26 protein-coding genes are annotated in these 24,507 nt (G+C 65.0%); 11 read left to right on the forward strand and 15 right to left on the reverse strand.

All coding sequences use genetic code 11. The features are described from left to right. Positions 1-18 precede the first annotated feature (18 nt). The 3 genes from cimA to cysS form a co-directional block, all read right to left on the reverse strand. A complete protein-coding gene (cimA, locus tag ACM42_RS17640) occupies positions 19-1,617 on the reverse strand; it encodes a citramalate synthase (RefSeq protein WP_271529141.1) in 1,599 nt (532 codons plus the stop codon). Then, the gene (locus ACM42_RS17645; RefSeq protein ID WP_271529142.1) at positions 1,614-2,105 is read right to left on the reverse strand and encodes a GNAT family N-acetyltransferase; all 492 of its coding nucleotides are present in this window, start codon (positions 2,103-2,105) and stop codon (positions 1,614-1,616) included. The genes cimA and ACM42_RS17645 overlap by 4 nt, the downstream gene beginning before the upstream one ends. A gap of 115 nt (positions 2,106-2,220) precedes the next feature. Next, positions 2,221-3,600, reverse strand: coding sequence for a cysteine--tRNA ligase (gene cysS, locus ACM42_RS17650; protein ID WP_271529143.1), 1,380 nt, complete (start codon positions 3,598-3,600; stop codon positions 2,221-2,223). A 290-nt stretch (positions 3,601-3,890) separates the two neighbouring features. On the opposite strand from cysS, the gene ACM42_RS17655 reads away from it, so the two are divergent. Further along, positions 3,891-4,184 (forward strand): hypothetical protein, encoded by a 294-nt coding sequence (locus ACM42_RS17655; RefSeq protein WP_271529144.1) that lies wholly within the window; start codon positions 3,891-3,893, stop codon positions 4,182-4,184. A 130-nt stretch (positions 4,185-4,314) separates the two neighbouring features. Further along, positions 4,315-5,508, forward strand: a complete 1,194-nt coding sequence (locus ACM42_RS17660) for a DUF2865 domain-containing protein (RefSeq protein WP_271529145.1) — start codon at positions 4,315-4,317, stop codon at positions 5,506-5,508. Positions 5,509-5,711: 203 nt separating this feature from the next. Here the strand turns inward: ACM42_RS17660 and ACM42_RS17665 are convergent, their stop codons facing one another. The 3 genes from ACM42_RS17665 to ACM42_RS17675 are packed head-to-tail and all read right to left on the reverse strand — an operon-like array spanning position 5,712 to position 9,234. Next, entirely contained in the window at positions 5,712-7,469 is a 1,758-nt protein-coding gene (locus ACM42_RS17665) for an NAD+ synthase (RefSeq protein ID WP_271529146.1), read from the reverse strand. Between the two features lie 18 nt (positions 7,470-7,487). Further along, positions 7,488-7,841: a diacylglycerol kinase gene (locus ACM42_RS17670; RefSeq protein ID WP_028179961.1), complete on the reverse strand. Its 354-nt coding sequence runs from the start codon at positions 7,839-7,841 to the stop codon at positions 7,488-7,490. 4 nt (positions 7,842-7,845) lie between these two features. Next, positions 7,846-9,234, reverse strand: coding sequence for a class II 3-deoxy-7-phosphoheptulonate synthase (locus tag ACM42_RS17675; RefSeq protein ID WP_271529147.1), 1,389 nt, complete (start codon positions 9,232-9,234; stop codon positions 7,846-7,848). A 180-nt stretch (positions 9,235-9,414) separates the two neighbouring features. On the opposite strand from ACM42_RS17675, the gene ACM42_RS17680 reads away from it, so the two are divergent. Further along, positions 9,415-10,311 carry an alpha/beta hydrolase family protein gene (locus ACM42_RS17680; RefSeq protein ID WP_271529148.1) on the forward strand — a complete coding sequence of 299 codons (897 nt, stop codon included), beginning with the start codon at positions 9,415-9,417 and terminating at the stop codon, positions 10,309-10,311. Between the two features lie 7 nt (positions 10,312-10,318). On the opposite strand, the gene ACM42_RS17685 is transcribed toward ACM42_RS17680, so the two are convergent. After that, the gene (locus ACM42_RS17685; RefSeq protein WP_194387920.1) at positions 10,319-10,582 is read right to left on the reverse strand and encodes a hypothetical protein; all 264 of its coding nucleotides are present in this window, start codon (positions 10,580-10,582) and stop codon (positions 10,319-10,321) included. A 155-nt stretch (positions 10,583-10,737) separates the two neighbouring features. After that, complete coding sequence (locus ACM42_RS17690) at positions 10,738-11,502, reverse strand: helix-turn-helix transcriptional regulator (RefSeq protein WP_155251935.1); 765 nt, start codon at positions 11,500-11,502, stop codon at positions 10,738-10,740. 386 nt (positions 11,503-11,888) lie between these two features. Here ACM42_RS17690 and ACM42_RS17695 point away from each other — a divergent pair, with 386 nt between their 5' ends. Genes ACM42_RS17695 through ACM42_RS17715 form a run of 5 tightly spaced genes read left to right on the forward strand, consistent with a single transcriptional unit; the run spans position 11,889 to position 16,326 of the window. Beyond that, the gene (locus ACM42_RS17695) at positions 11,889-13,121 is read left to right on the forward strand and encodes an acyl-CoA dehydrogenase family protein (protein WP_271529149.1); all 1,233 of its coding nucleotides are present in this window, start codon (positions 11,889-11,891) and stop codon (positions 13,119-13,121) included. 17 nt (positions 13,122-13,138) lie between these two features. Next, positions 13,139-13,687, forward strand: a complete 549-nt coding sequence (locus ACM42_RS17700) for an NAD(P)H-dependent oxidoreductase (protein ID WP_271529150.1) — start codon at positions 13,139-13,141, stop codon at positions 13,685-13,687. A gap of 54 nt (positions 13,688-13,741) precedes the next feature. Beyond that, positions 13,742-14,542: an alpha/beta fold hydrolase gene (locus tag ACM42_RS17705; protein WP_271529151.1), complete on the forward strand. Its 801-nt coding sequence runs from the start codon at positions 13,742-13,744 to the stop codon at positions 14,540-14,542. A 21-nt stretch (positions 14,543-14,563) separates the two neighbouring features. Next, on the forward strand, positions 14,564-15,007 hold the full coding sequence (locus tag ACM42_RS17710) for a cupin domain-containing protein (protein ID WP_028179953.1): 444 nt from the start codon (positions 14,564-14,566) through the stop codon (positions 15,005-15,007). Positions 15,008-15,048: 41 nt separating this feature from the next. After that, positions 15,049-16,326: an MFS transporter gene (locus ACM42_RS17715; protein ID WP_271529152.1), complete on the forward strand. Its 1,278-nt coding sequence runs from the start codon at positions 15,049-15,051 to the stop codon at positions 16,324-16,326. Between the two features lie 232 nt (positions 16,327-16,558). Here ACM42_RS17715 and ACM42_RS17720 read toward each other — a convergent pair whose 3' ends face one another. The 4 genes from ACM42_RS17720 to ACM42_RS17735 are packed head-to-tail and all read right to left on the reverse strand — an operon-like array spanning position 16,559 to position 18,649. Continuing rightward, positions 16,559-17,143, reverse strand: coding sequence for a TIGR00645 family protein (locus ACM42_RS17720; RefSeq protein WP_271529153.1), 585 nt, complete (start codon positions 17,141-17,143; stop codon positions 16,559-16,561). A 32-nt stretch (positions 17,144-17,175) separates the two neighbouring features. Then, a complete protein-coding gene (locus ACM42_RS17725) occupies positions 17,176-17,814 on the reverse strand; it encodes a TerC family protein (RefSeq protein WP_028181517.1) in 639 nt (212 codons plus the stop codon). Further along, on the reverse strand, positions 17,811-18,173 hold the full coding sequence (locus ACM42_RS17730; RefSeq protein ID WP_028181516.1) for a hypothetical protein: 363 nt from the start codon (positions 18,171-18,173) through the stop codon (positions 17,811-17,813). The genes ACM42_RS17725 and ACM42_RS17730 overlap by 4 nt, the downstream gene beginning before the upstream one ends. Before the next feature lie 2 nt (positions 18,174-18,175). After that, a complete protein-coding gene (locus ACM42_RS17735) occupies positions 18,176-18,649 on the reverse strand; it encodes a TerB family tellurite resistance protein (RefSeq protein ID WP_271529155.1) in 474 nt (157 codons plus the stop codon). A 176-nt stretch (positions 18,650-18,825) separates the two neighbouring features. Here ACM42_RS17735 and ACM42_RS17740 point away from each other — a divergent pair, with 176 nt between their 5' ends. Continuing rightward, on the forward strand, positions 18,826-19,323 hold the full coding sequence (locus tag ACM42_RS17740; protein WP_271529156.1) for a hypothetical protein: 498 nt from the start codon (positions 18,826-18,828) through the stop codon (positions 19,321-19,323). A gap of 352 nt (positions 19,324-19,675) precedes the next feature. Then, a complete protein-coding gene (locus tag ACM42_RS17745; protein WP_271529157.1) occupies positions 19,676-20,815 on the forward strand; it encodes a hypothetical protein in 1,140 nt (379 codons plus the stop codon). 9 nt (positions 20,816-20,824) lie between these two features. On the opposite strand, the gene gor is transcribed toward ACM42_RS17745, so the two are convergent. Genes gor through rpiA form a run of 3 tightly spaced genes read right to left on the reverse strand, consistent with a single transcriptional unit; the run spans position 20,825 to position 23,521 of the window. Further along, positions 20,825-22,213, reverse strand: a complete 1,389-nt coding sequence (gene gor / locus ACM42_RS17750; protein WP_028181512.1) for a glutathione-disulfide reductase — start codon at positions 22,211-22,213, stop codon at positions 20,825-20,827. Between the two features lie 46 nt (positions 22,214-22,259). Then, positions 22,260-22,805 carry a DUF2059 domain-containing protein gene (locus ACM42_RS17755; protein ID WP_271529158.1) on the reverse strand — a complete coding sequence of 182 codons (546 nt, stop codon included), beginning with the start codon at positions 22,803-22,805 and terminating at the stop codon, positions 22,260-22,262. Then, complete coding sequence (rpiA, locus tag ACM42_RS17760; protein ID WP_271529159.1) at positions 22,802-23,521, reverse strand: ribose-5-phosphate isomerase RpiA; 720 nt, start codon at positions 23,519-23,521, stop codon at positions 22,802-22,804. The genes ACM42_RS17755 and rpiA overlap by 4 nt, the downstream gene beginning before the upstream one ends. Before the next feature lie 155 nt (positions 23,522-23,676). Between rpiA and ACM42_RS17765 the strand changes: the two genes are divergently transcribed. Then, complete coding sequence (locus ACM42_RS17765; protein ID WP_271529160.1) at positions 23,677-24,384, forward strand: HAD family hydrolase; 708 nt, start codon at positions 23,677-23,679, stop codon at positions 24,382-24,384. The last annotated feature ends 123 nt before the right edge of the window (positions 24,385-24,507 follow it).

Raw genomic sequence — 24,507 nt, forward strand, 5'->3', positions numbered from 1 at the left:
ATCCGGGCTACATCTTGCTTACGCCGGCGCCCCCGATTTCACGAGCTTGTAGATCACCGAATCCATCAATGCCTGGAAAGAGGCGTCGATGATATTCGGGGAGACGCCGACCGTGGTCCAGCGGTCGCCGCTCTCGTCCTCGCTCTCGATCAGGACGCGCGTGACCGCGCCGGTGCCGCCGTTGAGGATACGGACGCGATAGTCGATCAGCGTCAGACCCTCGATGTATTTCTGGTATTTGCCGAGGTCCTTGCGCAGGGCGACGTCGAGCGCATTGACGGGGCCGTTGCCTTCGGCCGCCGAGATCAGATGCTCGCCGGCGACGTCGACCTTGACCACCGCGAGCGCCACGGTGACCCGCTCGCCCAGCGCGTTGTAGCGCTGCTCGACATTGACGTCGAACTGCTCGACCTCGAAATAATGCGGCACCTTGCCGAGCGTGCGGCGCGCCAGGAGCTCGAACGAAGCATTGGCGGACTCGTAGGCGTAGCCCGCCGCCTCGCGCGCCTTCAACTCCTCGACGAGGCGCGTCAGCTTCGGATCGCTCTTCTCGTAAGGGATGCCGGCGCGGTCGAGCTCGGCGATGACATTGGAGCGGCCGGCCTGATCGGACACCAGCACCTTGCGGTGGTTGCCGACCAGCTCCGGCGATACATGCTCGTAAGTCTGCGGATCCTTCAGCACGGCGGAGGCATGGATGCCGGTCTTGGTGACGAAGGCGCTCTCGCCGACATAGGCGGCATGCCGGTTCGGCACGCGGTTGAGCATGTCGTCGAGCGTGCGCGAGACCTTGACGAGCGTTGCCAGCTTCTCCGCGGTGACGCCGATCTCGAAGGCGTCGGAAAACTCCTTCTTCAATTTCAGCGTCGGGATCAGCGAGCAGAGATTGGCATTGCCGCAGCGCTCGCCGAGACCGTTCAGCGTGCCCTGGATCTGCCGCGCGCCGGCGCGCACCGCGGCCAGCGAATTGGCCACCGCCTGCTCGGTGTCGTTGTGGGCGTGGATGCCGATGTGATCGCCGGGAATGTGCTTCGTCACCTCGGTGACAATGGTCTCGATCTCGTTCGGCATAGTGCCGCCGTTGGTGTCGCACAGCACCACCCAGCGCGCGCCCGCCTCATAGGCCGCCTTGGCGCAGGCCAGCGCGAAGCTCGGGTCTTCCTTGTAGCCGTCAAAGAAGTGTTCGCAGTCGAGCATCACCTCGCGACCGGCGGCCTTCGCGGCGGCGACGCTGTCGCGGATGGAGGCGAGGTTCTCCTCCTTCGTCGTCTCCAGCGCGACGCGCACCTGATAGGCCGAGGATTTTGCCACAAAGCAGATCGCGTCCGCCTTCGCCTCCAGCAGCCCGGCGACGCCGGGGTCGTTGGAAACAGAGCGCCCCGCCCGCCGCGTCATGCCGAACGCAGTGAAGCGCGCATGACTGAGCTTCGGCCTGGTCGCGAAGAATTCGCTGTCGAGCGGATTGGCGCCGGGATAGCCGCCCTCGACATAGTCGATGCCGAGATCGTCGAGCATCGCCGCGATGATCTGCTTGTCGGTCAGCGTGAAATCGACGCCGTTGGTCTGCGCGCCGTCGCGCAGCGTGGTGTCGAACAGATAGAGACGCTGCTTGCTCATTGCGGCGCTCCCAGGGTCTTCTTCATGGTCGTGTTGGCGAGCCATTCGTCGTTGATGGTGACGCTGTTGCGCTGCTGGGCGGTGTAGCCGCGCTTGGCGAAGAAGCCCTGCGCGGTGTCGCTGGCATCGACCGAGAGGCTCTCGGCGCCGCGGCTGCCTGCGAGCTTCTCCAGCGCGTCGACCAGCATGGTCGCGATACCCTGCCCGGCCACGGCCGGATGGACATAGAGCATGCGGATGTGATCGTTGCCGCGCAGCGAGGCGAAGCCGACCGGCGAGCCCTCGAGCGTCGCGATCAGCGTCAGGTCGGACGCAAGCCGCTTGCCGAACGCTTCGTCTTCGGCCGCCTGCATCCAGGCTTCCTGCTGCGCCTCGCTATAGTCGTCGCCGGTCAGCTCCTCGATGCTGGCAGCGAAGATCGCGGCGAGCACCGGCACGTCTTCAGGCAGGAAGGGCCGCAGGGCGGGCTTTGGCAAACTCTGTCCCATCGTCTTCACCACATCCCATAGAGCTTGAGCACCAGCGCCACAGCGCCGGCGAGCAGCGCGATCTTCAGCGCGATGTAATAGAGCCAGTGCCGCGGGAAAGGCGTATCGGGCCGCTTCATCGCGCGATCTCCCAGGTCGTGCCTTCCTTGGAGTCCTTGATCGCAACGCCCATCGTGGCGAGCAGATCGCGAATGCGGTCGGATTCCCTGAAGTCCTTGCGGCCACGGGCGGCCGTCCGCTCCGCAATCAGGCGCTCGACTTCCGTGGCATCGACGCCGCTCGCCTGCTGCTTGCGCCCTTCCCACTGCGCCGCGCTCTCGGACAGGAATCCGAGCAGCCGCAACGAGCCCGACAATGCAGGGGCATCGCCACGCAGGCCGTGCAGCGCCGCGATCGCCTGCGGCGCGTTGAGGTCATCGAGCAGCGGCTCGATCACGGACGCGGCCGGCTTGCCGGGCGCGACATCGGCCGCGACGCGATACCAGTCATCGAGCGTCTTGGCGCTCTCCTCCAGCGACTTCATGGTCCAGTCGATCGGCGAACGATACTGCGTCTTCAGCATGTTCAGCCGAAGCACCTCGCCCGGCCAGTCCGCCAGCAGCTCATGGATGGTGATGAAGTTGCCGAGGCTCTTCGACATCTTCTCACCCTCGACCTGGAGGAAGCCGTTGTGCATCCAGGTGTTCGCCATGCGCTCGCGGTGGAAGGCGCAGCAGGTCTGCGCCACCTCGTTCTCGTGATGCGGAAACACGAGATCGATGCCGCCGCCATGAATGTCGAAATGCTCGCCGAGATGCTTCCAGGCCATGGCCGAGCACTCGATATGCCAGCCCGGCCGTCCCTGCGCGGCAATGCCGGCCGGCGACGGCCACGACGGCTCGCCCGGTTTGGACGGCTTCCACAACACGAAGTCGGTGTTGTCCTTCTTGTAAGGCGCGACATCGACGCGGGCGCCGGCGATCATCTCGTCCAGCGAGCGGTTCGACAGCGCGCCGTAGCGCGGCAGCACCGAGTTGGCGGCGTTCATCGCCTGCGGCGAGAACAGCACATGGTCCTCGGCGACGTAGGCAAAGCCACCGGCGACCAGCCTCTCGATGATCTCGCGCATCTCACCGATATGCTCGGTCGCACGCGGCTCGACGGTCGGCCGCAAGCAGCCAAGCGCATCGACGTCGGCATGAAACTGCTTGCCGGTCTGTTCGGTGACCTTGCGAATGGCCTCGTTCAGCGGCAAGCCGGGGAAATCCCGCGCGGCGCGGTCGTTGATCTTGTCGTCGACGTCGGTGATGTTGCGGACATATTTGACATGCGCTTCGCCGTAGAGGTGGCGCAGCAGCCGAAACAGCACGTCGAACACGATCACCGGCCGCGCATTGCCGATATGGGCGAAATCATAGACGGTCGGTCCGCAGACATACATGCGGACGTTGTTCGCATCGAGCGGCACAAAGGTCCGCTTTTCCCGGCTCAGCGTATCGTAAAGACGCAATTCCATGGCAACCCATCCCTGTCGGCCGGGCGTCCAAGGCTCTCAATGCATTTGAGAAAAGACGGCTCCAGCCAGCGAATCGCTAGCTCGTAATCTCGCGGCAAATGGCGCAGATGGCGAGGAGACCGTTCATGAGGCGACATATGGGCTATGAGGCGGCCCCACGTCAAGAGAGCCGCGAAAACGCCGTCTTATCTCCGCAAAGCGCGCGGCTCGCCCTGATGGTTCATGATCCCCTAACCATTTGAGGCCATTCTGGAACCGGCGGTTCCTTCCTTTTTTGCCCCGGTATTTTCATGCGATCTGCACTCGCGCTCATTTTCAGCGCCTCGATCCTCGCGTCATCCAGCGCGCTCGCCGAGACCCGCGTCTTCATTATCGCCAATCAGGCGGATGGCCAGTGCCTGGCCAAGGGCGAGACATGCGGTGCATCCGTCGCGCGCACCTATTGCCAGTCACGAGATTTTGCCCAGGCATCAAGCTATCGCCGGGTCGATCCCGACGAAATTACCGGCTCTGTCCCCAAAACCGGCGCAAACTGCTCTCATGGCCGTTGCGACGAATATGTCGCAATCACCTGCCAGCGCTGAATTCGCTCGGAGCTGGCGGACCTTAGGCCCAGTCTATGGCCCCTGAAACGACGTGACGATGCCGCAGGAAGCGGCTATTGGAGGGCGCGCTTCGGCCCCCAACGTCACATTGGGCCGTGACCTCGCTAGAATGGCGGATATGCCTGAATTGTTGTCCCTGCCCCGTGCCCGCTTCCTCCTTGCCTGCACCGTGCTCCTGAGCGCGGTCGTGCTTGCCTCCGGCGCTTTCGCGCAGGCCGGACCACCCGGCCCGCCGCCTCAGCCCGGCCAGAACGGGCTGGGACCGAACCCAATGTGCGTGCGGCTGGAAGGCCAGCTCGCCGCGCTCGATCGTGGCGGCGGCGGTGACCCCGCGCGCGAAGAGCAGATCCGCCGCTACCAGGATTCCCAGGCCAAGCAGCAGGCCGAGCTCGACCGCGTCACCATGCAGGCCAAGCGCATGGGCTGCGATTCCTCCGGCTTCTTCTCGCTGTTCAACGGCCAGTCGGCGCAGTGCGGCCCGGTCAACACCCAGATCCAGCAGATGCGCGCCAATCTGGACCAGATCACCGTCAATCTCGAGCGGCTGCGCGGCGGCGGTCCCGGCGGCTCCAGCCCGGAGCGCGACAACCAGCGCCGCTCGGTGCTGATGGCGCTGGCGCAGAACAATTGCGGCCCGCAATATGCCAATGCCGCGCAGTCACAAGGCGGCGGCAACTTCCTCACCAATCTGTTCGGCGGCGGCAACAACCCGAACAATCCGCAAGCCGTGCCGCCCTCCGACCTCGGGCCGCAATCCGGCACCTACCGCACCGTGTGCGTACGCACCTGCGACGGCGCCTATTTCCCGATCTCGTTTGCGACGGTGCCGGCGCGCTTCCCCGACGACGAGAAGACCTGCAAGACGCTGTGCCCGGCTGCCGAAGCCGTGCTCTATACCCATCGCAATCCCGGTGAAGACATGAATTCGGCGGTCTCCATCGGCGGCCAGCCCTACACCGCGCTACCGACTGCCTTCAAATTCCGCAGCGAGTTCAACCCGTCCTGCTCATGCAAGGCGGCGGGCCAGACCTGGGCGGATGCGCTGAAATCGGCCGACGACAAGGCCGCGGCCGAGCAGCAGGGAGACATCATCGTCACCGAAGAGAGCGCCAGGAAGATGCAGCAGCAGCGGCTCAACAGGGGCACGCCTGCGAATGCGAAGAAGGGCGCAGCTCCCGCGCCGACGACGGCGAATGCGCCGGCTGCTACGCCGCCCGCGGATACCGGCGCGCCTGCGTCGAGTTCAGAGAACAAGCCGATCCGCTCGGTCGGCCCGACCTTCCTGCCGCAGCAGCAGAAGTAGCGTAAGGCGCCTGCTCCAATCTCAACTGTCATGCCCCGCGCAGGCGGGGCATCGAGTACTCCGCGGCGGAAGTTGGTTTTCACAATGTCCGCCGCGGAGTACTCGATCATCCGCCCCAGTGCGCAAGTGCGCACAAGGCGGATGATGACAGCGGAATGAGTAGCGAGATCGCCTGCCTCGCCCCCGCAAGCATCTTTGAAAGCTCACCCCTCGAACGCGTCGATCGACGCCCGGCTGCCGCGCGAAACCAACGTCTCGTCAGGCGCGGACACCCCCTCGCCCTTGTCGCGAAACCGGTTCGTGATGGGATAGCGGCGGTCGCGGCCGAAGTTCCTCGCCGTCACCTTCACGCCGGGCGCCGCCTGGCGGCGCTTGTATTCGGCGACGTTGAGCAGATGGTCGATGCGGGTGACGATCTCGCGGTCGAAGCCGGCGGCAATGATCTGGTCCAGCGGCTGCTCGCGTTCGACCAGGCGCTCCAGGATGGCGTCGAGCACGTCATAGGGCGGCAGCCTGTCCTGGTCGGTCTGGTTCTCGCGCAGCTCCGCTGTCGGCGGGCGCGTGATGATGTCGGGCGGAATGACCTCGCCCGCAGGGCCGAGCGCGCCTTCCGGCTTCCAGCCGTTGCGCAACGCCGCCAGGCGAAACACCTGCGTCTTGTAGATGTCCTTGATCGGGTTGAAGCCGCCATTCATGTCGCCATAGAGCGTGGCGTAGCCGACCGACATCTCCGACTTGTTGCCTGTGGTCACCACCATCAGGCCGGTCTTGTTGGAGATCGCCATCAGCAGCGTGCCGCGCGTGCGGGCCTGGAGGTTTTCCTCGGTGATGTCGGGCGGCAGGTTCTTGAAGATGCCGGACAGGATGGTCTCGAAGCCGTTCACAGCCTCGGCGATCGGCAAAACCTCGTAGCGGATGCCGAGATGGCCCGCGAGCTCGCCGGCATCGGCGATCGAGTGTGCGGCCGTGTAGCGATAAGGCAGCATCACACCATGCACCTGGTCGGCGCCGAGCGCGTCGACCGCGATCGCCGCGCACAGAGCGGAATCGATGCCGCCGGAAATCCCGAGCAGCACGCCGGGAAAGCCGTTCTTGGTGACGTAGTCGCGCAAGCCCAGCACGCAGGCGGCGTAGTCGGCCTGGTCGCCCTCGGGCAATTCGGCGATCGGGCCCGTGCAGCGCCAGTCGTCGCCGTTACGAGTGAAGCGCAGCGTGACGATGCTTTCCTCGAAGGCCGGCAATTGCGCCGCAAGCGAGAGATCGCCGTTGAGCGCAAAGGAGGCGCCGTCGAACACCAGCTCGTCCTGGCCGCAAACCTGATTCAGATAGACCAGCGGCAGGCCGCTCTCGGTCACGCGCGCCACCGCGACCGACAGGCGCACGTCGTTCTTGTCCCGGGCATAAGGCGAGCCGTTCGGCACGAGGATGATCTCGGCGCCGGTCTCCGCCAGCGTCTCGACCACGTTCTCGTAATCCTCGGACTCCTCCAGCCAGATGTCCTCGCAGATCGGCACGCCGATGCGCACGCCACGCACGGTCACCGGCCCTGCGGCAGGGCCGCGCGCAAACAGTCGCTTCTCGTCGAACACGCCGTAGTTCGGCAGGTTGCACTTGTAGCGCAAGCTCGCGATGCGGCCGCCGTCGAGCAGCGCGCAGGCATTGTAGAGCCTACCCTCCTCGACCCAGGGCGTGCCGACCAGCATGGCCGGACCACCGTCCGCGGTCTCGCGTGCGAGGCTTTCGATCGCGGCGCGGCAGGCGGCCTGGAAGGCCGGCTTCTGCACCAGGTCCTCCGGCGGATAGCCGGCGATGAACAATTCCGGAAACAGCACGAGATCGGCGCCATCGGACTTGGCCTGCGCACGCGCGGCACGCGCCTTGGCGGCATTGCCCTCGATGTCGCCCATGGTCGGGTTGAGCTGGGCGAGCGTGACCGCGAATTCATTGAGACGTTCGGTCATGGCGCTCCCATTCCCAGGCTAGAGGAACCCCAGCCGCTCGATGATGGCGATGATCCAGAACGCGCCGGCCATCAGCAAGGCAACGCCGACCGCGGCCGAGCCCATGTCCTTGACCCGGCCGATCTGCTTGTCGTGATCCATCGTCAGCCGATCGGCGAGCTTCTCGATCGCGGTGTTGAGCAGCTCGACGACCAGAACGAAGGCGACGGAACAGACCAGCTCGACCGCGCGCATCGCGGTCGCGCCGATGAACCAGGCGAGCGGCACCGACAGCAGGAGCGCAAAGATCTCTTCGCGGACGGCCTGCTCCGATCGGAACGCAAAGGCCAGACCGTTCCGGGAATTGATCGTGGCCTTCCAGATCCGCAGCAAGGTCTTAGAGCCCCGCTGCGACCGGAATCGGCTGGGCCTTGCCGGCGCGCTCCTGCTTGAGGAGCTCCGCGATCAGGAAAGCCATGTCGATGGATTGCTCGGCATTGAGACGGGGATCGCAGACCGTGTGGTAGCGGTCGTTGAGGTCCTCGTCCGTGATCGCGCGGGCGCCGCCGAGACACTCGGTGACGTTCTGGCCGGTCATCTCCAGATGCACGCCGCCGGCGTGCGTGCCTTCGGCCGCGTGGATCGCGAAGAACGACTTCACCTCGGACAGGATGCGGTCGAACGGCCGCGTCTTGTAGCCGGACGTGGAGGTGATGGTGTTGCCGTGCATGGGATCGCACGACCAGACCACGACCCGGCCCTCGCGCTTCACGGCGCGGATCATGTTCGGCAGGTGCTCGCCGATCTTGTCCGAGCCGAAGCGTCCGATCAGCGTCAGCCGGCCCGGCTCGTTGTCGGGATTGAGCACGTCGATCAGCTTCAAGAGCTCGTCGGGCTTCAGCGAGGGGCCGCATTTGAGCCCGATCGGGTTCTTGATGCCGCGGAAATATTCGACATGGCCGTGATCGAGCTGACGGGTGCGGTCGCCGATCCAGATCATGTGGCCCGAGGTCGCGTACCAGTCGCCGGTCGTGGAATCGACGCGGGTCATGGCCTGCTCGTAGCCGAGCAGCAGCGCCTCGTGACTGGTGTAGAAATCGGTGGCACGCAGTTCGGGATGGCTTTCGAGATCGAGGCCACAGGCGCGCATGAAGTTGAGCGCGTCCGAGATGCGGTCGGCCAATTCCTTGTAGCGACGGGACTGCGGCGAGTCCTTGAGGAAGCCGAGCATCCATTGATGCACGCTGCCGAGATTGGCAAAGCCGCCGGTGGCGAAGGCGCGGAGCAGGTTCAGCGTCGCCGCCGACTGGCGATAGGCCATCAGCTGGCGCTGCGGATCCGGCACGCGCGCTTCCCTGGTGAAGGCGATGTCGTTGACGATGTCGCCGCGATAGCTCGGCAGCTCGACGCCGTTGACTTTCTCGGTCGGCGATGACCGCGGTTTTGCGAATTGGCCGGCAATGCGACCGACCTTCACCACGGGGACGGCGCCGGCATAGGTCAGCACCACCGCCATCTGCAGCAGCACGCGGAAGAAGTCGCGGATGTTGTTGGCGCCGTGCTCGGCGAAGCTCTCGGCACAGTCGCCGCCCTGGAGCAGGAAGGCGTCGCCGGCCGCAACGCGCCCCAGGGCCTTCTTCAGATTGCGCGCCTCGCCGGCGAACACCAGCGGCGGAAAGGTCGCAAGCTGCGCCTCGACGTCGGCCAAGGCCTTGGCGTCGGGATATTCGGGCACCTGTAGAACCGGCTTGCTGCGCCAGGACTCGGGCGTCCACCGCTCGGACATCGCAATCTCTCCGTGAAGCAAAAAGCACAACCTGATCTGTGGGTTGCGAGGGCCGCCTTATACACAGGCTGGCTTCCGGCCGCCAGTTGTAAATCCAGTTCGCAGCGCAAACCCTTGCGGCCAAAGCTGAATTCGCATTTGCTTGGGCAGGCAGGGAAACTGGCAGGACACTGACCGCCCATGGACGCGGCACTGGACGACGTTTTCATCGACGAGATCAGCTTCCCCGCGACCGACGGCTATGCGCTGACCGGCACCCTGTTCCTGCCGCGCGGCGCCAAGCACCATGCCGTCCTGATCAATTCGGCGACCGCCGTGCCGCGCAAGATCTATCGAGGCTTTGCCTCCTACCTCGCCCATCGCGGCTGCGCCGTGCTGACCTACGACTATCGCGGCATCGGCGACTCCCGGCTTCCGGCGATGGTCGGCTACAACCGGCCCAAATCGCTGGTCGGCTTCAAGGCCTCGATGTCCGACTGGGCCGAACTCGACGTTACCGCCGCGGTCAGCTGGATGCGCGAGCGCTACAGCACCCTGCCGCTTGCCTATGTCGGCCATTCCTTCGGCGGCCAGGCGCTCGGACTGATCGCGAACAACGGCGAAATCTCGCGCGCCGCGTTCGTGGCCTCGCAGGCTGCGACGTGGCGATTGATGACCTCCCCGGAGAAATACCGCGTGGTGGCCTTCATGAACCTGATTGGGGTACCGCTGGCCCACGCCCTGGGCTACGCGCCGGGCTGGGCCGGCGTCGGCGAGGATTTGCCCAAGGGCGTCTTCCTGCAATGGGCCGAATGGGTCTCAAGCCCCCGCTATCTCTTCGATTCCAAACTGCCGGCGCTGGAGAATTTTACCAGGTTCAAGGGCGAGCTGCGCGCGCTGTGCTTCTCCGACGATCCCTGGGCCACGCGGCCTGCGGTCGAACTGCTCGCGAGCGGATTCACGGCGATCAAGCCGGAGGTGCTCGACGTCAAGCCGTCCGACGTCGGCGCCAAGGCGATCGGCCATTTCGGATTCTTCCGCCCCGATCACCGCGACACGCTATGGCGCGGCGTAGCGGAATGGATTCAGGGAGAATGAGGCGACGTCAACGGATGATCGTCGTCAGAGACGAGTAGCGCCTGTTCGGCTTGGCTTCGCCCGGCGCGAACTGCGCAAAAGCGTCGCTGACGCGCACCGCCGGCGGCGTGTCACCGGCGAAGCGGAATTCCATCGGCCGCGGCGCGTAGAAGCTGGCGCGGTAATATGCGTCGTCGAAACGAGTCTCGCCGACGCCGAACAATGCGTCGCAGACGAACAGGAGCGCGTAGACTCCCGCGACCGCTGCGATGATCTCCCTGAGAATTGACATGCCGATGCCCTGCCCTGTTGCGGGCAGGATGCAGATCGGTTCCAAAATCGAAGTTTAAGGCTGCGCGGTTCTTGTCCGCTGGGTTTGCCGCCGCTGAACCGATTGCAGACAATTTTATCGATCCGGAGGCCGAACGCCCGCTGCAGTCGGCGGGTTTACTGCCGCGCGCTCAGAAGGCAGGCCGCAAGTTCGGTCCGGTTGTGCACGCCGAAGCGGCGGCACAGATTGGCGACGTGCTCCTTCACGGTCTGGTCGGAGATCCCCATTTCGCGGGCAATCTCCTTGTTGGTCTGGCCGCGGCAAACCCTGATGGCGACATCAGCCGAGCGCGGCGGCAGCGATGCCGACAGCGTCCCGGCCTGACGGCTCGGGCTACGGTGGGTTTCAATCTCGCCCGCATTCATCATGTTGGTCAGCGCCAGCGAGCCGGCGCGGCATAGCATCTCCATGCGCAGTCGTGCGCGCGGCGTATAGGGTGCGCCCGTCTCCGTCGTCGCAGTGAAGAGCACGCCGATGATCTTCTGGCCACACCACAATGGCCCGCCCATATTGTAGGCGAAGCCCCATTCATGCAGCATCTCGAAGGTCGGGCTATGTCGCCAATGCTGCGGGCCGATCACGGTTTCGCCGTCGACCGCGCAGCCGCGGGTCATGATGCAGTCGAGCACCGGGTCATGCTTCCAGAAGCCGGCCTTGTAATTGTCGAGCAGGCCGTCGGCGACGTAGCGGCTGTAGACCAGGGCAGGCTCGAGCCCGTCTAGCAGGTAGAGGCCGACAGTCGGCGATCCCGTGAGTTCGGTGATTGCTGAGCAACAGGCCACGCCAAGCGCACGCACCGAACGGCTCTCGGCGATCGACATCAAACGATCCGCCAGCCGGCCTTCGGGCAGACCGTCCAACTGCTCCTGCTTGGCCCTCACCGCCACTCCTCGCGCGACGTGCGCCCATTGGGATTTGTTATAGGCTTAAAATTTCTTCTTCGCCTGTTCTCCGGTCAAGCGAAAAGAAGCGGCAGAACCGTGCTTCTCCGGCTCAGCTTTACGGCACGGCAGCAACGGCGATCCCCCCATGATGGGGGATTGCCGGTCTGCCCACTTCATCCCTAGCATTCGGTCATCGTGATCGCGTGACGACATCACGCGGTTCCGACGGGGTCACGTCACCATCGCGAATTGCCTGCTCACCCGCGCGCCAACAGCCTTGGCACGCGACGGCGGAGCCTTGCCGACGGACGCCGTCCCCGCCGGTCCCGATCCTCCCCGCCGATCGCACGGCGGAGCAACAGCTTGACGTGGAGATACCGACCATGAGCCTTTCCATGCAACGCGCCGCCAGGCCCTCCACGACGCCATCAGCGGCCGAGTTCCACGCGCGCCTTGACGCCGTGCTGCCACTGGTCGAGTCCCGCGCGGCCGAGGCCGAGGCGCAGGGCTATCTCACCGACGACGTCGTCGCCGCGCTTCGCAAGGCCGGCATCTACACGATGCTGTTTCCCCGCGAGGTCGGTGGCGCCGAACTTCTGCCCTACGACGCCATGACCGTGATCGAGCGCCTTGCCTACACGCATGCGTCCGCCGGATGGTGTGCGATCGGCAACAACATGGAAGGCACGACGCTCGCGATCTACGTCGAGGACGAGGGCATCAAGAAGGTCTTCGCAAAAGGCGCCGACATCACCATCGCCGGCAACGGCGTCCCGCGGGGCTTCGCCCGTCCGGTCGATGGCGGCTACATGATCCGCGGCAACTGGGCCTATGGCAGCGGCATCCAGCATGCCGAATGGGTCCATTCCGGCTGCTTCGTCACCGACGCCTCCGGCAAGGACATGATGTTCGGTCCCAACGGACAGCCCAAGATCGTCGTCACCCACCATCCGCGGGCGACCATCAAGCTGATGGGCAATTGGGACGTGCTCGGCCTGCGCGCCACCGGAAGCTTCGACTACACGCTCAGCGAGGGCGACGAGCTGTTCGTGCCGACACACATGACCTACGATTTCGACATAGGCGCGCCACGTCGCGGCGGCGTGCAGGGCGCGCTGGGGCTCGCGGGCTATAGCGCCTGGGCGCACTCGAGCTGGGCGGTCGGAGTCGGCCGCCGCATGCTCGACGAACTCGTGAAGGTCATCGTCCCGCGCCAGGATCCCTTCGGCAAGTCGTGCGAGAGCGCCAGCTTCAAGTTCCAGTTCGCGCAGGCCGAGGCTCGTTTTCGCGCGGCACGTGCGCTGGTGCACGAAACCTGGAAGGAGGTCTCCGAGACCTGCACCGGCGGCGAAAGTCCCTCGCTGGCGCAAATGACAATGATCAAGCTGTCGCTGCGGCACATCCACGACGTCCTGTCCGACGTCTCGACCTTCGCGCACCGCGCAGCCCGAGGTGCCTCGCTGCACAACACGCCGATGCAGCGCTTCTATCGCGACATCCACTCAGGCACCCAGCACATCCTGATGGCCGACCAGATCGTCGAGGAATGCGGCCGTGCGCTGCTCGGCCTTCCCGGGCCCGGCGCGCAATGGACGGTGTTCGGGGTGACTGGCTGAGCGCGCAGGAGGTCGGCGTGAACAGATCCCGCATCGTTGGCTTCTGCGGCAGCAGCTGGCGCCCGGCAAAGTCGCGCGTGCTTGTTGAAGCCGTTGCGGCCGATCTCCTGGCACAACACGCGCTCAAGACCGACATCCTCGACCTCGTCGATGCCGGCCAAGGCATCGCTGCGTTTACTCGCAACGGGCTCGACGAGCGCGCGCGCGACCTCGTCGAGGCGATCGAGCATGCCGATGGCCTGGTGATCGGTTGCCCGGTGTTCCAGGGCTCGTATCCCGGCCTGTTCAAGCATGTCTTTGACCTGATCAAGCCCGGCGTGCTGCGCAATCGCCCGGTGCTGCTGACAGCGGTCGGCGGCGGGCTGCGCCACTCGCTGGTGGTCGAGCATCAGCTCCGTCCGTTGTTCGGGTTCTTCGAGGCCTGCACGGTGTCGACCGCGATCTATGCGAGCAGCGACGAACTGGCGCCGGGCGCCCCCTTGGCGCCGATGATTGCCGCTCGCCTTGCCAACGCCGTGGAACAATTCGCAGCGCTTGTCGGCGACCGCCGAGCCAAGGCCGCATGACCCCTCTTCCGCTGCGGTGCCCAGACAGGCTGCCTTCAACCGGAGACATCCATCATGCTTGAGACCGTCAAACCCTCGCCCGACCTCACCGGCTTTGCTCGCGCGGAATACGACATCAACGGCGTGCGCACCGTCGTTCACACCATCGGAAGCGGCCCCCCGCTGGTGTTCTTGCACGGTACCGGAACGTTTACCGGCTTTGAGATGGCGCGCGACTGGGCGAAGCGGCACACCGTCATCATTCCCTATCAGGCCGGTTTCGGCGACTCCGGCGATGCGGTCTGGATCGATACGATCGAGGATCATGTCCTCCAGACCACGGACTTGCTCGACGAGCTGGGACTCGCGACGTTCGATCTTGCCGGATTTTCGCTCGGCGGGTGGCTCGCCGCCGAATTCGCCATCCGCCAGCCGCATCGCGTCCGCAAGCTGGTGCTGGTCGCGCCCGCCGGCCTCGTGGTTGCGAGCGCACCGGCCCCCGGCCTGTTCGATATCGCGCCACAGGATTTGCCGGCCTATCTCGCGCACGATCCGTCAAACGCGCTGCGTTACTTTCCCACGGCGCCAGATCCTGCGTTCGACGCCCGCCTCGGGCGCGAGGTGACGGGCTTCGCCAAGCTGATCCGCAGCGATCCGCAGGGCAATCCAAAGCTCGCGCACTGGCTGCACCGGATCACGATGCCGACGCTGGTCTTGTGGGGCGCCGCGGATCGCCTGCGCCCAACGGCGCAGGCCGGGGCCTGGAAGGCCGGGCTGCCCCACGCGCGCGTGACGCTGGTGCCGGACACGGGACATCTGGTGTTCGAGGAAACGCCCTCCGCCGCGCATCACGTCACCGATTTTCTAGCCGAGTAGCTCAGACAGAAGGACACCACCATGATCGAGATGCCTCCGGGCGTAACCCCCGCCAAAGACGGCTTTGGCAACATCGTCTGGAGCATTCTGGGCCAGACGTACACGCTGAAGCAGCACTCCGAGGCGTCGATGGCTTGGCACGCCGTGTTTCCCGACGGCACCTTCGTGCCGCCGCACGTTCATCCGACCCAGGACGAATTCGTCTACGTACTGAGCGGCCGTTACGATCTCTGGCTTGACGGGAAGGACCTGGTGGCGACCGCCGGGGACCTCGTGCGCATGCCCAAAGGCATTCCCCACGGCATCTTCAACAAGTCCGGCGAAACCGCGACCAGCCTGTTCTGGGTTGCGCCGACGCGATCGCTCAAGGAGCTGTTCGAGCGCATCCACAACCTGCCCGATCCGCAGGAAGTCGTTCGGCGTGCCGCCGAGCACGAGGTCAATTTCCTGCCGCCCCCGGCCTGATGCTCGTCTCCCGCCGAAAGCTCAAACCGCGAGGATCGATCATGACGATCAACTGGACCACCATTTCCGAGAGCGAGCGCCGACGGATTGCCGTCTGGCAAAAGTGCATGCTGGCACTCGCCATCTTCTGCGAGATATTCCTCGCGGCCGACTGGTACGCCTTCGCGGCCGTGCTGCCTTTCGTCTCCGAGAGCCTGAAACTCAATCCCGCCGAGGCCGGTCTGGCGCAGGGCATCTTCGCATTGACCTATGGCATCGGCATGATGGTGTGGTCACCGGTGAGCCGCTCGATGACGGCGCGCAACATGCTGCTGATCGGACTTGCCGGCACCGGTCTCGGGATGATGCTCCAGGTGTTCGTCCAGACCTACACCCAGCTTGTGCTGCTGCGGCTCCTGATCGGCTTCTTCGATGCCGGCATTTTCATCGGCAACATGAAGCTGATCTTCGGCTGGTTTCCGCAGAGCCGGCGCGGGTCGGTGGTCGGAATCATCCTTGCGGCCTACAGCCTCGCCATCACCCTGGATTTCGCACTCGGCATTCCCCTGACCATTGCGACCGGATGGCGGACCTTCTTCGCAGTACTGGCGTTCGGCACCCTGATCGTCGCTGCGATTAACGCGCTCGTCGTTCGCAACAGCCCGAGCGAGATCGGCATCGCCGACTTCACCCGGGGGAATGAGACGCCTCAGAAGCACCTGCCGCTTGGCGAAATCTTCCGCTCGAAATGGATCGCAGTCGGTGGCTTCGGCATCGTGGCTTGTACCTTCGCAATCGCCGGCACGGCGACCTGGGTGGTGCCCGCCTTTATCGCCGTGCAGCACATGCCGCCGGAAGCCGGCGCCGTGATCGGCACCGTGATGGGGCTCTCGCAGGTCCTGTTCCTGGTGATCGGCGGCTACATGTCCGACCGGCTCGGCAAGCCGTTCATGATCAAGCTCACCGCGGGGCTCGCCTTCCTGACCGCACTGATGTTCCTCTGGAGCGTCGTTACGCCGATGCCGTTCGGTGTGCTGGTGCTGTTCGCAGCCCTCAGCGGCGTCGCGCTGCTCGGCGGCGGCGCGATCTTCGCGCTGCTCAGCGAAAAATACTCCGACGCGCTCGCACCGGCGGCGATCGGCTATGCGGAGGTGTTCGGCATCTTGTCGGCTTTCGTGGCGCCCTGGATGATGGGAGCCATCGTCAACGCCTCTTCCGGCGCGTTCACCGGGGCTTTCGTCGCCTTCGCGGTGGTCGAGTTGATCATCGTCGGCCTTCTGCTGATCCTCGCCCGCGAAGACGTCAGGCAGGGTGCGGTCGTCGGCAGTCCAGCGGAATGAATACGCTCTCCACAGAGCGGAGGCGACGGCATCCCGCGAGCTCTGCGGACAGAAACCATGAACGGCCGCCGGCCACCTCCCGTCAGAGGGCTGGATGGTCGTTCAAAGCAGACATCACCCGCTCATCGGCGGCTTGTGATCCCTCGCGAGGAGCTACAAGACGACGTTCGGCGAGGCTCCGCCGATACGGTGGCGGGGCCGCCGCCTCAAGGCGCGGCCCCATTCGCAAGGCTCAGGCGTGGCCGGCCTCCTTGCGATGGCCGCTCTCGCTGAGACGGTCGACCCAGGCGATGCCGATCGCCGAGATGATGAAGGTCATGTGGATCAGGACCTGCCACATCACGCCGCTCTCGGTGAAATTGCTGCGGTTGGTGCCGAGATTACCGGCCTCGATGAAGGTCCTGAGCAGCGAGATCGAGGAGATGCCGATGATCGCCATCGCGAGCTTGATCTTGAGCACGCTGGCATTGACGTGACCGAGCCATTCCGGCTCGTCGGGATGGCCGCTGAGGTTCAGCCGGGAAACGAAAGTCTCGTATCCGCCCACGATCACCATGATCAGAAGGTTCGAGATCATGACGACGTCGATCAGCCCGAGCACGACCAGCATGATCTGCTGCTCGCTGGCGTCGAACGAGTGCAGGACCAGGTGCCAGAGCTCCTTCAGGAACAACAGCACATAGACCGCCTGCGCGACGATGAGGCCGACATAGAGCGGCAATTGCAGCCAGCGCGAGCCGAAGATCAGCTTCGGTAGCAGGCCGACCGGCGGCCTTGGCGCGGCCGGCGCCGAAGGTGCCTTGGGTTCAGACGTCATGGATCGCTCCGGATTGCAGACAGGAATGCGCCTCAGAGACTCGCGATGACAGGCGCGAGCTCGAGCGAGCCCCGATAAATCATCTCGAAGGCGACGTAAATGATGATGGCGAGGCCGACATAGGCGATCCAGCGCTGCTTCTGGAGCACGCGGCCGAGCAGATCGGCGGCGACCCCCATCATCGCGACGGACAGCAACAGGCCGAAGGCGAGGATGTAGGGATGCTCGCGCGCGGCACCCGCGACCGCGAGCACATTGTCGAGCGACATCGAGACGTCGGCGGCGACGATCTGCACCGCCGCCTGGCCGAAAGTCTTTCGCTGTGCCGGCGCGGCATCCGCGCCGCCGCCATTGCTGAACGCGAGCTGCTCCGAATGCGTGGCCTGCTCGCGCAACTCGCGCCACATCTTCCAGCAGACCCAGAGCAGCAGCACGCCGCCGGCGAGCAGCAGTCCGATGACCTGCAGGAGCTGGGTCGCAACGCCGGCGAAGGCGATGCGCAGCACGGTGGCGGCGGCGATGCCGACGATGATGGCGCGGCGGCGCTGCTGGGCCGGCAGGCCCGCCGCGGCGAGGCCGATGACGACGGCGTTGTCGCCGGCGAGCACGAGATCGATCAGGACGACTTGAAACAGCGCGGTCAGCGCCTCGGCGGTGATGAATTCAGTCATGTTTGATCATTTTTCGATGTCGACGGATCGAGCCAATGCGGCTTGCGGCGCTCGATCCAGTCGAAGACCTTCGAACGGGAGGAGCGCAGCGCCGGTACGTCCTCGGCGAGCAGCGCAAGGCCGAGCGGCAGCATCCAGACGCCGAGCAGCGGCAGGAAGGAGAGCACGCCGCCGGCGACCAGCAGCGTGCCCGAGGGGATCCTGACCCAGCGGCTGGACGGCTTGAGCAGATAGGTGAAGGTGTCGCCCATGCGCCCCGGCAGGCGGTCGACGAGCTTGGCCAGGCGCGGATCTCCACCGGCGATCTCGCCGGTGGTGCCCACGGCTTCGGTGGTGCGCTCGTCCGAAACTGTGCTCATGCTTACTCCTTCAGGGCGGCCTGGAGCGTGGCGTCCGCTGCACTGGGCACGACCGGTTTCGCGCGCGGCAGCACCAGCGTCAGCAAGCGCAACAACTTGATCGCCTGGACTTCGTGGGGATGGACGTCCTCATCTGCGGCAGCAACGCGCTCCGACAGCTCCATCAAATGGGACGAGAGCGGCAGATTCGAAACCGGCCGCAGCGTGTCGATCACGACGTTGGCAAAATCCGGCTCCTCGAGCCGTTCGGCGAGGTCATCGAACATCGCATAGAGCCGTTCGTCTGAAATGTGCGGCGCCAGCTTGCGGTCCCTGATGAAACGGATCACCTCGTCGCGCTCGACGGGCGAGACGCGCCGGTCGGCAACCGCAACCAGCGCGCCCACGATCACCAACGCGACCGCCGCCTGCTCGTTCAGGCTCGACGGCTCCGTGATCTCGATTTCCATCGGATTTGAAGTTCTGGCGTCAGACATCGTAGCTCCCTTAACTTGCGAAATGGCCGCACGGAGCTGCGATGGGGACGGATAGTCGGAGAGAACGAACAAAGGCCCGACGATCGGCCGATCCATCGCATTCGCGCGGGACAGGTCATCCGACATCACGAGGTTTGCCGACATGGTCGGCGTCCTCGCCAGAGGGGCCCGGATTCTTGTTCTGCTCAGACATAAAGGCGGCTCTGTCGGAATCAAGGCAACATGACTGCGACCAGCCGCCGCATCGGTTCCATAGCGATGAAACCGCGTCCGGGGCGCGCTGCAACGCCCTTCGCGTTGTGGCGCAGAGCCGGGATCCGGAAGGCGATACGCTCCGCCTATCGCGCAAGCGGCGACGACATCGCAACCGTGTCACGATTGATCGCTACATCTACATCTCGGGAACGAGCGTCTGCGCCGCCATAGCGCTCGCGCAAGCTTCGGCAGCGAATATGTCGCCCTTGAATCCGATGAGCGCGGAGAACCGCATGAATCGCACCACATCCTGCACCGGCTGCGGCCATGCGCTCGTCCCGATGCTGACGGCCAAAGGCCGCGTGGAACCGAGCTGCCTCTGGTGTGAAGGCCTCGACGCCCGCGCGCTGGACATGGCGAAGTGGGCGGATAGCCCGTTCGGCAAGCCCGAGCGAAGCGTCCGTCAGTCGTTCGAATGAACGGCTTGAGACACTGAGCCGCCGGGCATTTGCCTGTCGCCGCGAGCTTGCACGGCTGCATGCCCCTGCAGGAGACCTGCCGACAAATTAGACAACATAGGTCGCTCCACCGAACTTACGGACCTGCGCGGAAAGGTCAGGCAGGTTGGCGAACCCGTTGTCTAACCTTCGGTGCAAGCTCGCATTTCTTACGCGCCGCCTGCGGACGGCGAGCCTGCGCGCGCACTGCGCGCCGACTGGCCCAAAATTCGCAAGACAGCATCTGGCCCAATTCCCTGCCCGCCCACGATAGAGAGCGGAAAGTTGCGTGCGCCCCAGCTCCGGGATGGACGGCCCCAGATCGGAGAATGCCATGAACGTGCATGCTGCCGGAGATCTCAAATTCACCGGTCTCACCCATCCGAACGGCGCGCGGCTGCGTCTCAACGACCAGGACTTCGTGGCGATCGATCGCGACCGGGATGCGAAGTTCGAGGCGACGTACCGGCCGCAGGCCCTCTACAACCGCGCCAACGAAGGCTTTCACGCCAACAACGAGACCTTCCTGCTGCATGAGGTCGCGACCAATCTGCCGATCTACCGGCCCGACACCGGCCCCACCGATTTCCATCTTCATCTTCCGCCGGGCGGCTTTCAGCTCGTGCTGGTCACCTCGGGCGCGTTCACCTTCGACTATGACGGGCGCTTCTACAATGTCGGCCCCGGCGCGGTGATGCTGCAAAGCGCGATCGTCCACCGCCAGCTCTTCTACACCTGGTCGGGACTGTCGACCGAAGAGAACCTCAAGACGCCGCAGACCGTGGTGCCCGATCCGATCTCGATGGGGTATTCGGGCAAATTCCTCGAAGCCTTCATCACCGATCCGACGACTTTTCCGAACCCGACCATCGTCGGTCCGGACCAGATCAACGAGGCCGAGACGCCGCGCGTGGCGTGGAGCCATCCTCTGCACAACCGGCCGGCCGATGCCGGCTTCTGGCTTCAGGATCCCCTGGCTCTGGATGCGCTGTTCAAGCCGCTCACCGATGGTTCGGTCAAATCGGCCATGCCGGTCCACGTGCGCGATATCGGCATCGAGATTCCGAGCGGCCATCTCGTCACTGGCCACATCATCGCAACCGACCCGCGCGGTCAGTCGCTGCTGCCGAAGAGCACGTCGATCGCCGCCGACGCGAGCTGTTTCGCCAAGGGCGAGGTCGTGATCTATCGTGTCATTCGCGGCACGGCCGAGTTCGAGAGAAAGGCCGGCGAGAGCTTTGAGCTTTCCGCAGGCGACGTGGTGACGGCGGACGGGGATTCCATCAGGCTCACGGGTGTCGGCGAAAACACCCAGGTCCTGCGGCTCGGCCTGCTCAAGGGCATGAACGAGCTGCGCAGCTGGACGCCGACGCAGCGTGACGAGATCGACGGCCTCGCCGGTCAGATCATCACCCACAAGGACGTCCGTCCCCTGCGCACCGAAGGCAAGCCGGTCGGGTATCTCTACGGCTGAGCGCCGAGCTTACTCCGCCGCCTGACGCACGTGGCGCGCGGTCGGCGTGCGCATCGTGACGAGCTCTTCGGCCGCGGTCGGATGCAGCGCGATGGTCGCGTCGAAATCCGCCTTGGTCGCCTTCATCTTCACCGCGATTGCGACGGCTTGCGTGATCTCGGCGGCGGCATCGCCGACGATGTGGCAGCCGAGCACGCGATCAGTCGCGCCATCGACGACGAGCTTCATCAGCACGCGGGTGTCGCGGCCCGACATCGTCGCCTTGATGGGGCGGAACGTCGTCTTGTAGATGTCGACGTGGCTGAATTGCGCGCGCGCCTCGGTTTCCGTCAGGCCAACCGTGCCGACCTCCGGCTGCGAGAACACGGCGGTCGGGATGTTGGCGTGATCGACCCTGACCTCGCGCTTGCCGAACACGGTGTCGGCAAAGGCATGGCCCTCGCGGATCGCGACCGGCGTCAGGTTGAAGCGGTGGGTGACATCGCCGATCGCATAGATACTGTCGACCGAGCTCCGGGAGAAATGGTCGACGGCGATGCCGCCATTGTTCGGGTTGATGGCGACGCCGGCCTTCTCCAGCCCGAGATTGGCGATGTTGGGATGCCGGCCGATGGCGAACATCACCTGGTCGGAGCCGATGCTCGATCCGTTCGACAGATGGGTGGTGAAGCTCTCGCCGTGGCGGTCGACCTTGGTCACCGTGCAGCCGGTGAGAATGGTGATGCCCTGCTTCTCCATCTCGCTGCGGACATGGGTCCGGACATCCTCGTCAAAGCCGCGAAGGATGTTGTCGCCGCGATAGATCACGGTGACGTCGGAGCCAAAGCCGGCGAAGATGCCGGCGAATTCCAGCGCGATGTAGCCGCCGCCCTGGATCACGATCCGCTTCGGCAGCTCCTTCAGGTGAAACGCCTCGTTGGAGGAGATCACGTGCTCGATGCCGGGAATCGCGGCGCCATGGTTGGGCGCGCCGCCGGTAGCGATCAGGATGTATTTCGCGGTGATCTTCCTGTCGTTCTCGAGCAGGCGGACGGTGTGCTTGTCCTCGATCACCGCGCGGCTCTTGACGATCTGCGCGCCCGACTTCTCGACGTTCGTCGTATAGGCCGCCTCCAGCCGCGCGATCTCCTTGTCCTTGTTGGCGATCAGCGTCGGCCAGTCGAAGCTGGCCGGCGGAACGGTCCAGCCGAAACCCGCGGCGTCCTCGATGTCCTGACGAAAATGCGAGCCGATCACGAACAGCTTCTTCGGCACGCAGCCGCGGATCACGCAGGTGCCGCCCATGCGGTACTCTTCCGCGATCATCACGCGGGCGCCGTGCCCGGCCGCGATGCGGGCGGCACGCACGCCGCCCGAACCACCACCGATGACGAAGAGGTCGACGTCGAATTCAGCCATGGTCCACTCCGACCTCTTTCAACAATCTCTGATCAAATAGGATCGATCAGATCTCCTTGCCACGCTTGCGCATCTCGGCACGGAAGGCGCCCATCACGGTCTCGGAGAAGTTCTGGGCCCAGGAGTTCATGAAGGCCATGCTCAGCCCGATGGCGCGCGGCTCGGCCTCGATCAGCTTCTTGCCGAGCGGCGACTTGTAGAAGGTGACGAGATCCTTCAGCTCCTGCTCGGTGAACTCGCTGGCATAGATCTGGGCCATGCCTTCGCCGATCTCGTTCTGGCGGCCGTTGAGCTGCTGAGCCACGATCGGGGCGACCTCGTTGAGCTCCTTCTGGTAGTTGAGATTCTGCTGGATCAGCGCGATCTTGGTCTTCTCGACGACGCCGGGCACGGCACCGGCATACATCGCGGTGGCGTTCTTGATCTGCAGGATCTCCCTGGCCGCTGCGATCGCGGCCGGCGATGCCTTCGGCTGGGCCGGCGCGGCGGCAGCCTTGGGCTGGGCCGGCTGCTGCGCCACCGCCGGGGCGGCCGAAAGCGCCAATCCCACGGCGAGGGTTACGGCCGGCAAGAATTTCAACACGTTCTTCATTCCTGGTCTCCTTTCGGCTTGCGCCGTTCAATCACGCGAATTCCTTCGCCGCCCGCCAGAACGGCCGAGCTGGCCAAGCCGATGAACAAACCATGCTCGACCACCCCGGGGATGGCGCTCAACGCCTTGGCGAGACCGGGGGGATTCACAATACGTCCGAGCTGGGCATCGACGATCCAGTGGCCGCCATCGGTGACGAAAACGTGGCCGCCCTTGTCCTTGCGGACCGCCATTTGCCCGGAAACGCCGCATTCGGCAAATGCCTTTTCGATCGCACGGCGCGTCGCTCCGAGCCCGAACGGGACAACCTCGACCGGCAGCGGAAACTTGCCGAGCGTCGGCACCCATTTGGTGTCGTCCGCAATCACGATCATGCGATCCGAGGCGGCGGCCACGATCTTCTCGCGCAGCAGCGCACCGCCGCCGCCCTTCATCAGATTGAGCTCGGGATCGATCTCGTCGGCGCCGTCGACGGTGATGTCGAGATGGTCGATCTCATCCAACGTCGTCAGCGGCACGCCGCAACGTTCCGCATCAGCGCGCGTGGCTTCGGAGGTCGGCACGCCGACCACCTTGAGACCGGCGGCGACGCGCTCGCCGAGCAGCTCGACGAAATGTTTGGCCGTCGAGCCGGTGCCGAGCCCGAGCTGCATGCCATCGCGCACCTCCTCGAGGGCGCGGGCAGCAGCCTGCCGCTTCAACTGGTCCATGTTCACGTGTGCGCCCGCCCTGGATTCGGAGGATGAGCCGCCGATCGCGGCCGCTTTCGGCGGCCTATGTAGCCTCGTTTTCCTCGCGGGAACAGGCCTATAAGGTGATCTTATGGGCCCGCCCCTTGCGCGGATGCGACCGGGCCGGTAGCGCTGGGACCATGACCTCCTTCAAAGGGACTTGCCCTCACACCATCGTCTTCGATCTCGACGGCACGCTTGTGGATACGGCGCCCGACCTGATCACCGCGCTGAACTACGTGCTCGACCGCGAAGGCCTGCCGCCCGTGCCGATGGCCTCCGCCCGCAACATGATCGGCGCCGGTGCCCGCAAGCTGATCGAGCGGGGGCTGGAGGCCGAGGGCCGCACCGTCACCCCCAAAGACATGGACCGGATGACCGCGGATTTCATTGCCTATTACGCCGACCATATCGCGGTCGAATCCCGCCCCTTTGAGGGGCTCGAGGCCGCACTCGACCAGTTCGCGGCGCGAGGCCATCGCCTCGCGGTCTGCACCAACAAGCTGGAATGGCTGTCGAAGCGGCTGCTCGACCAGCTCGACCTCAGCCGCCGTTTCGCGGCGATCTGCGGGGCGGACACTTTTGGTGTCCAGAAGCCCGATCCGACCATTCTCCGCGAGACCGTGGCCCGGGCCGGCGGAGACGTGAAGGCAAGCATCATGGTCGGCGATGCCGGCACCGACGTCGGGGTCGCCCGGCGGGCTGGAGTGCCCGTGATCGGGGTCAGCTTCGGCTACACCGACGTGCCGATCGCCGAGTTGAAGCCGGACCGGCTGATCCATCACATGCGCGACCTGCCGGCGGCCGCCATCAGCCTGATGACGGCTTCACCCGCCGTAACCGACTGATATAACTAGATTATTCTCGCGCCGCCCTGCGTTAACCATCTATTATCTATGCGCCGCGCGCCAATTGCCTGCCCTGAACGACACTCCTAAGGTCGCGCCGGGGATGTGGCGGTTCGTCGCAAT

The sequence above is a fragment of the Bradyrhizobium sp. CCBAU 25338 genome, assembly GCF_028128965.1.
Lineage (GTDB): Bacteria > Pseudomonadota > Alphaproteobacteria > Rhizobiales > Xanthobacteraceae > Bradyrhizobium > Bradyrhizobium liaoningense.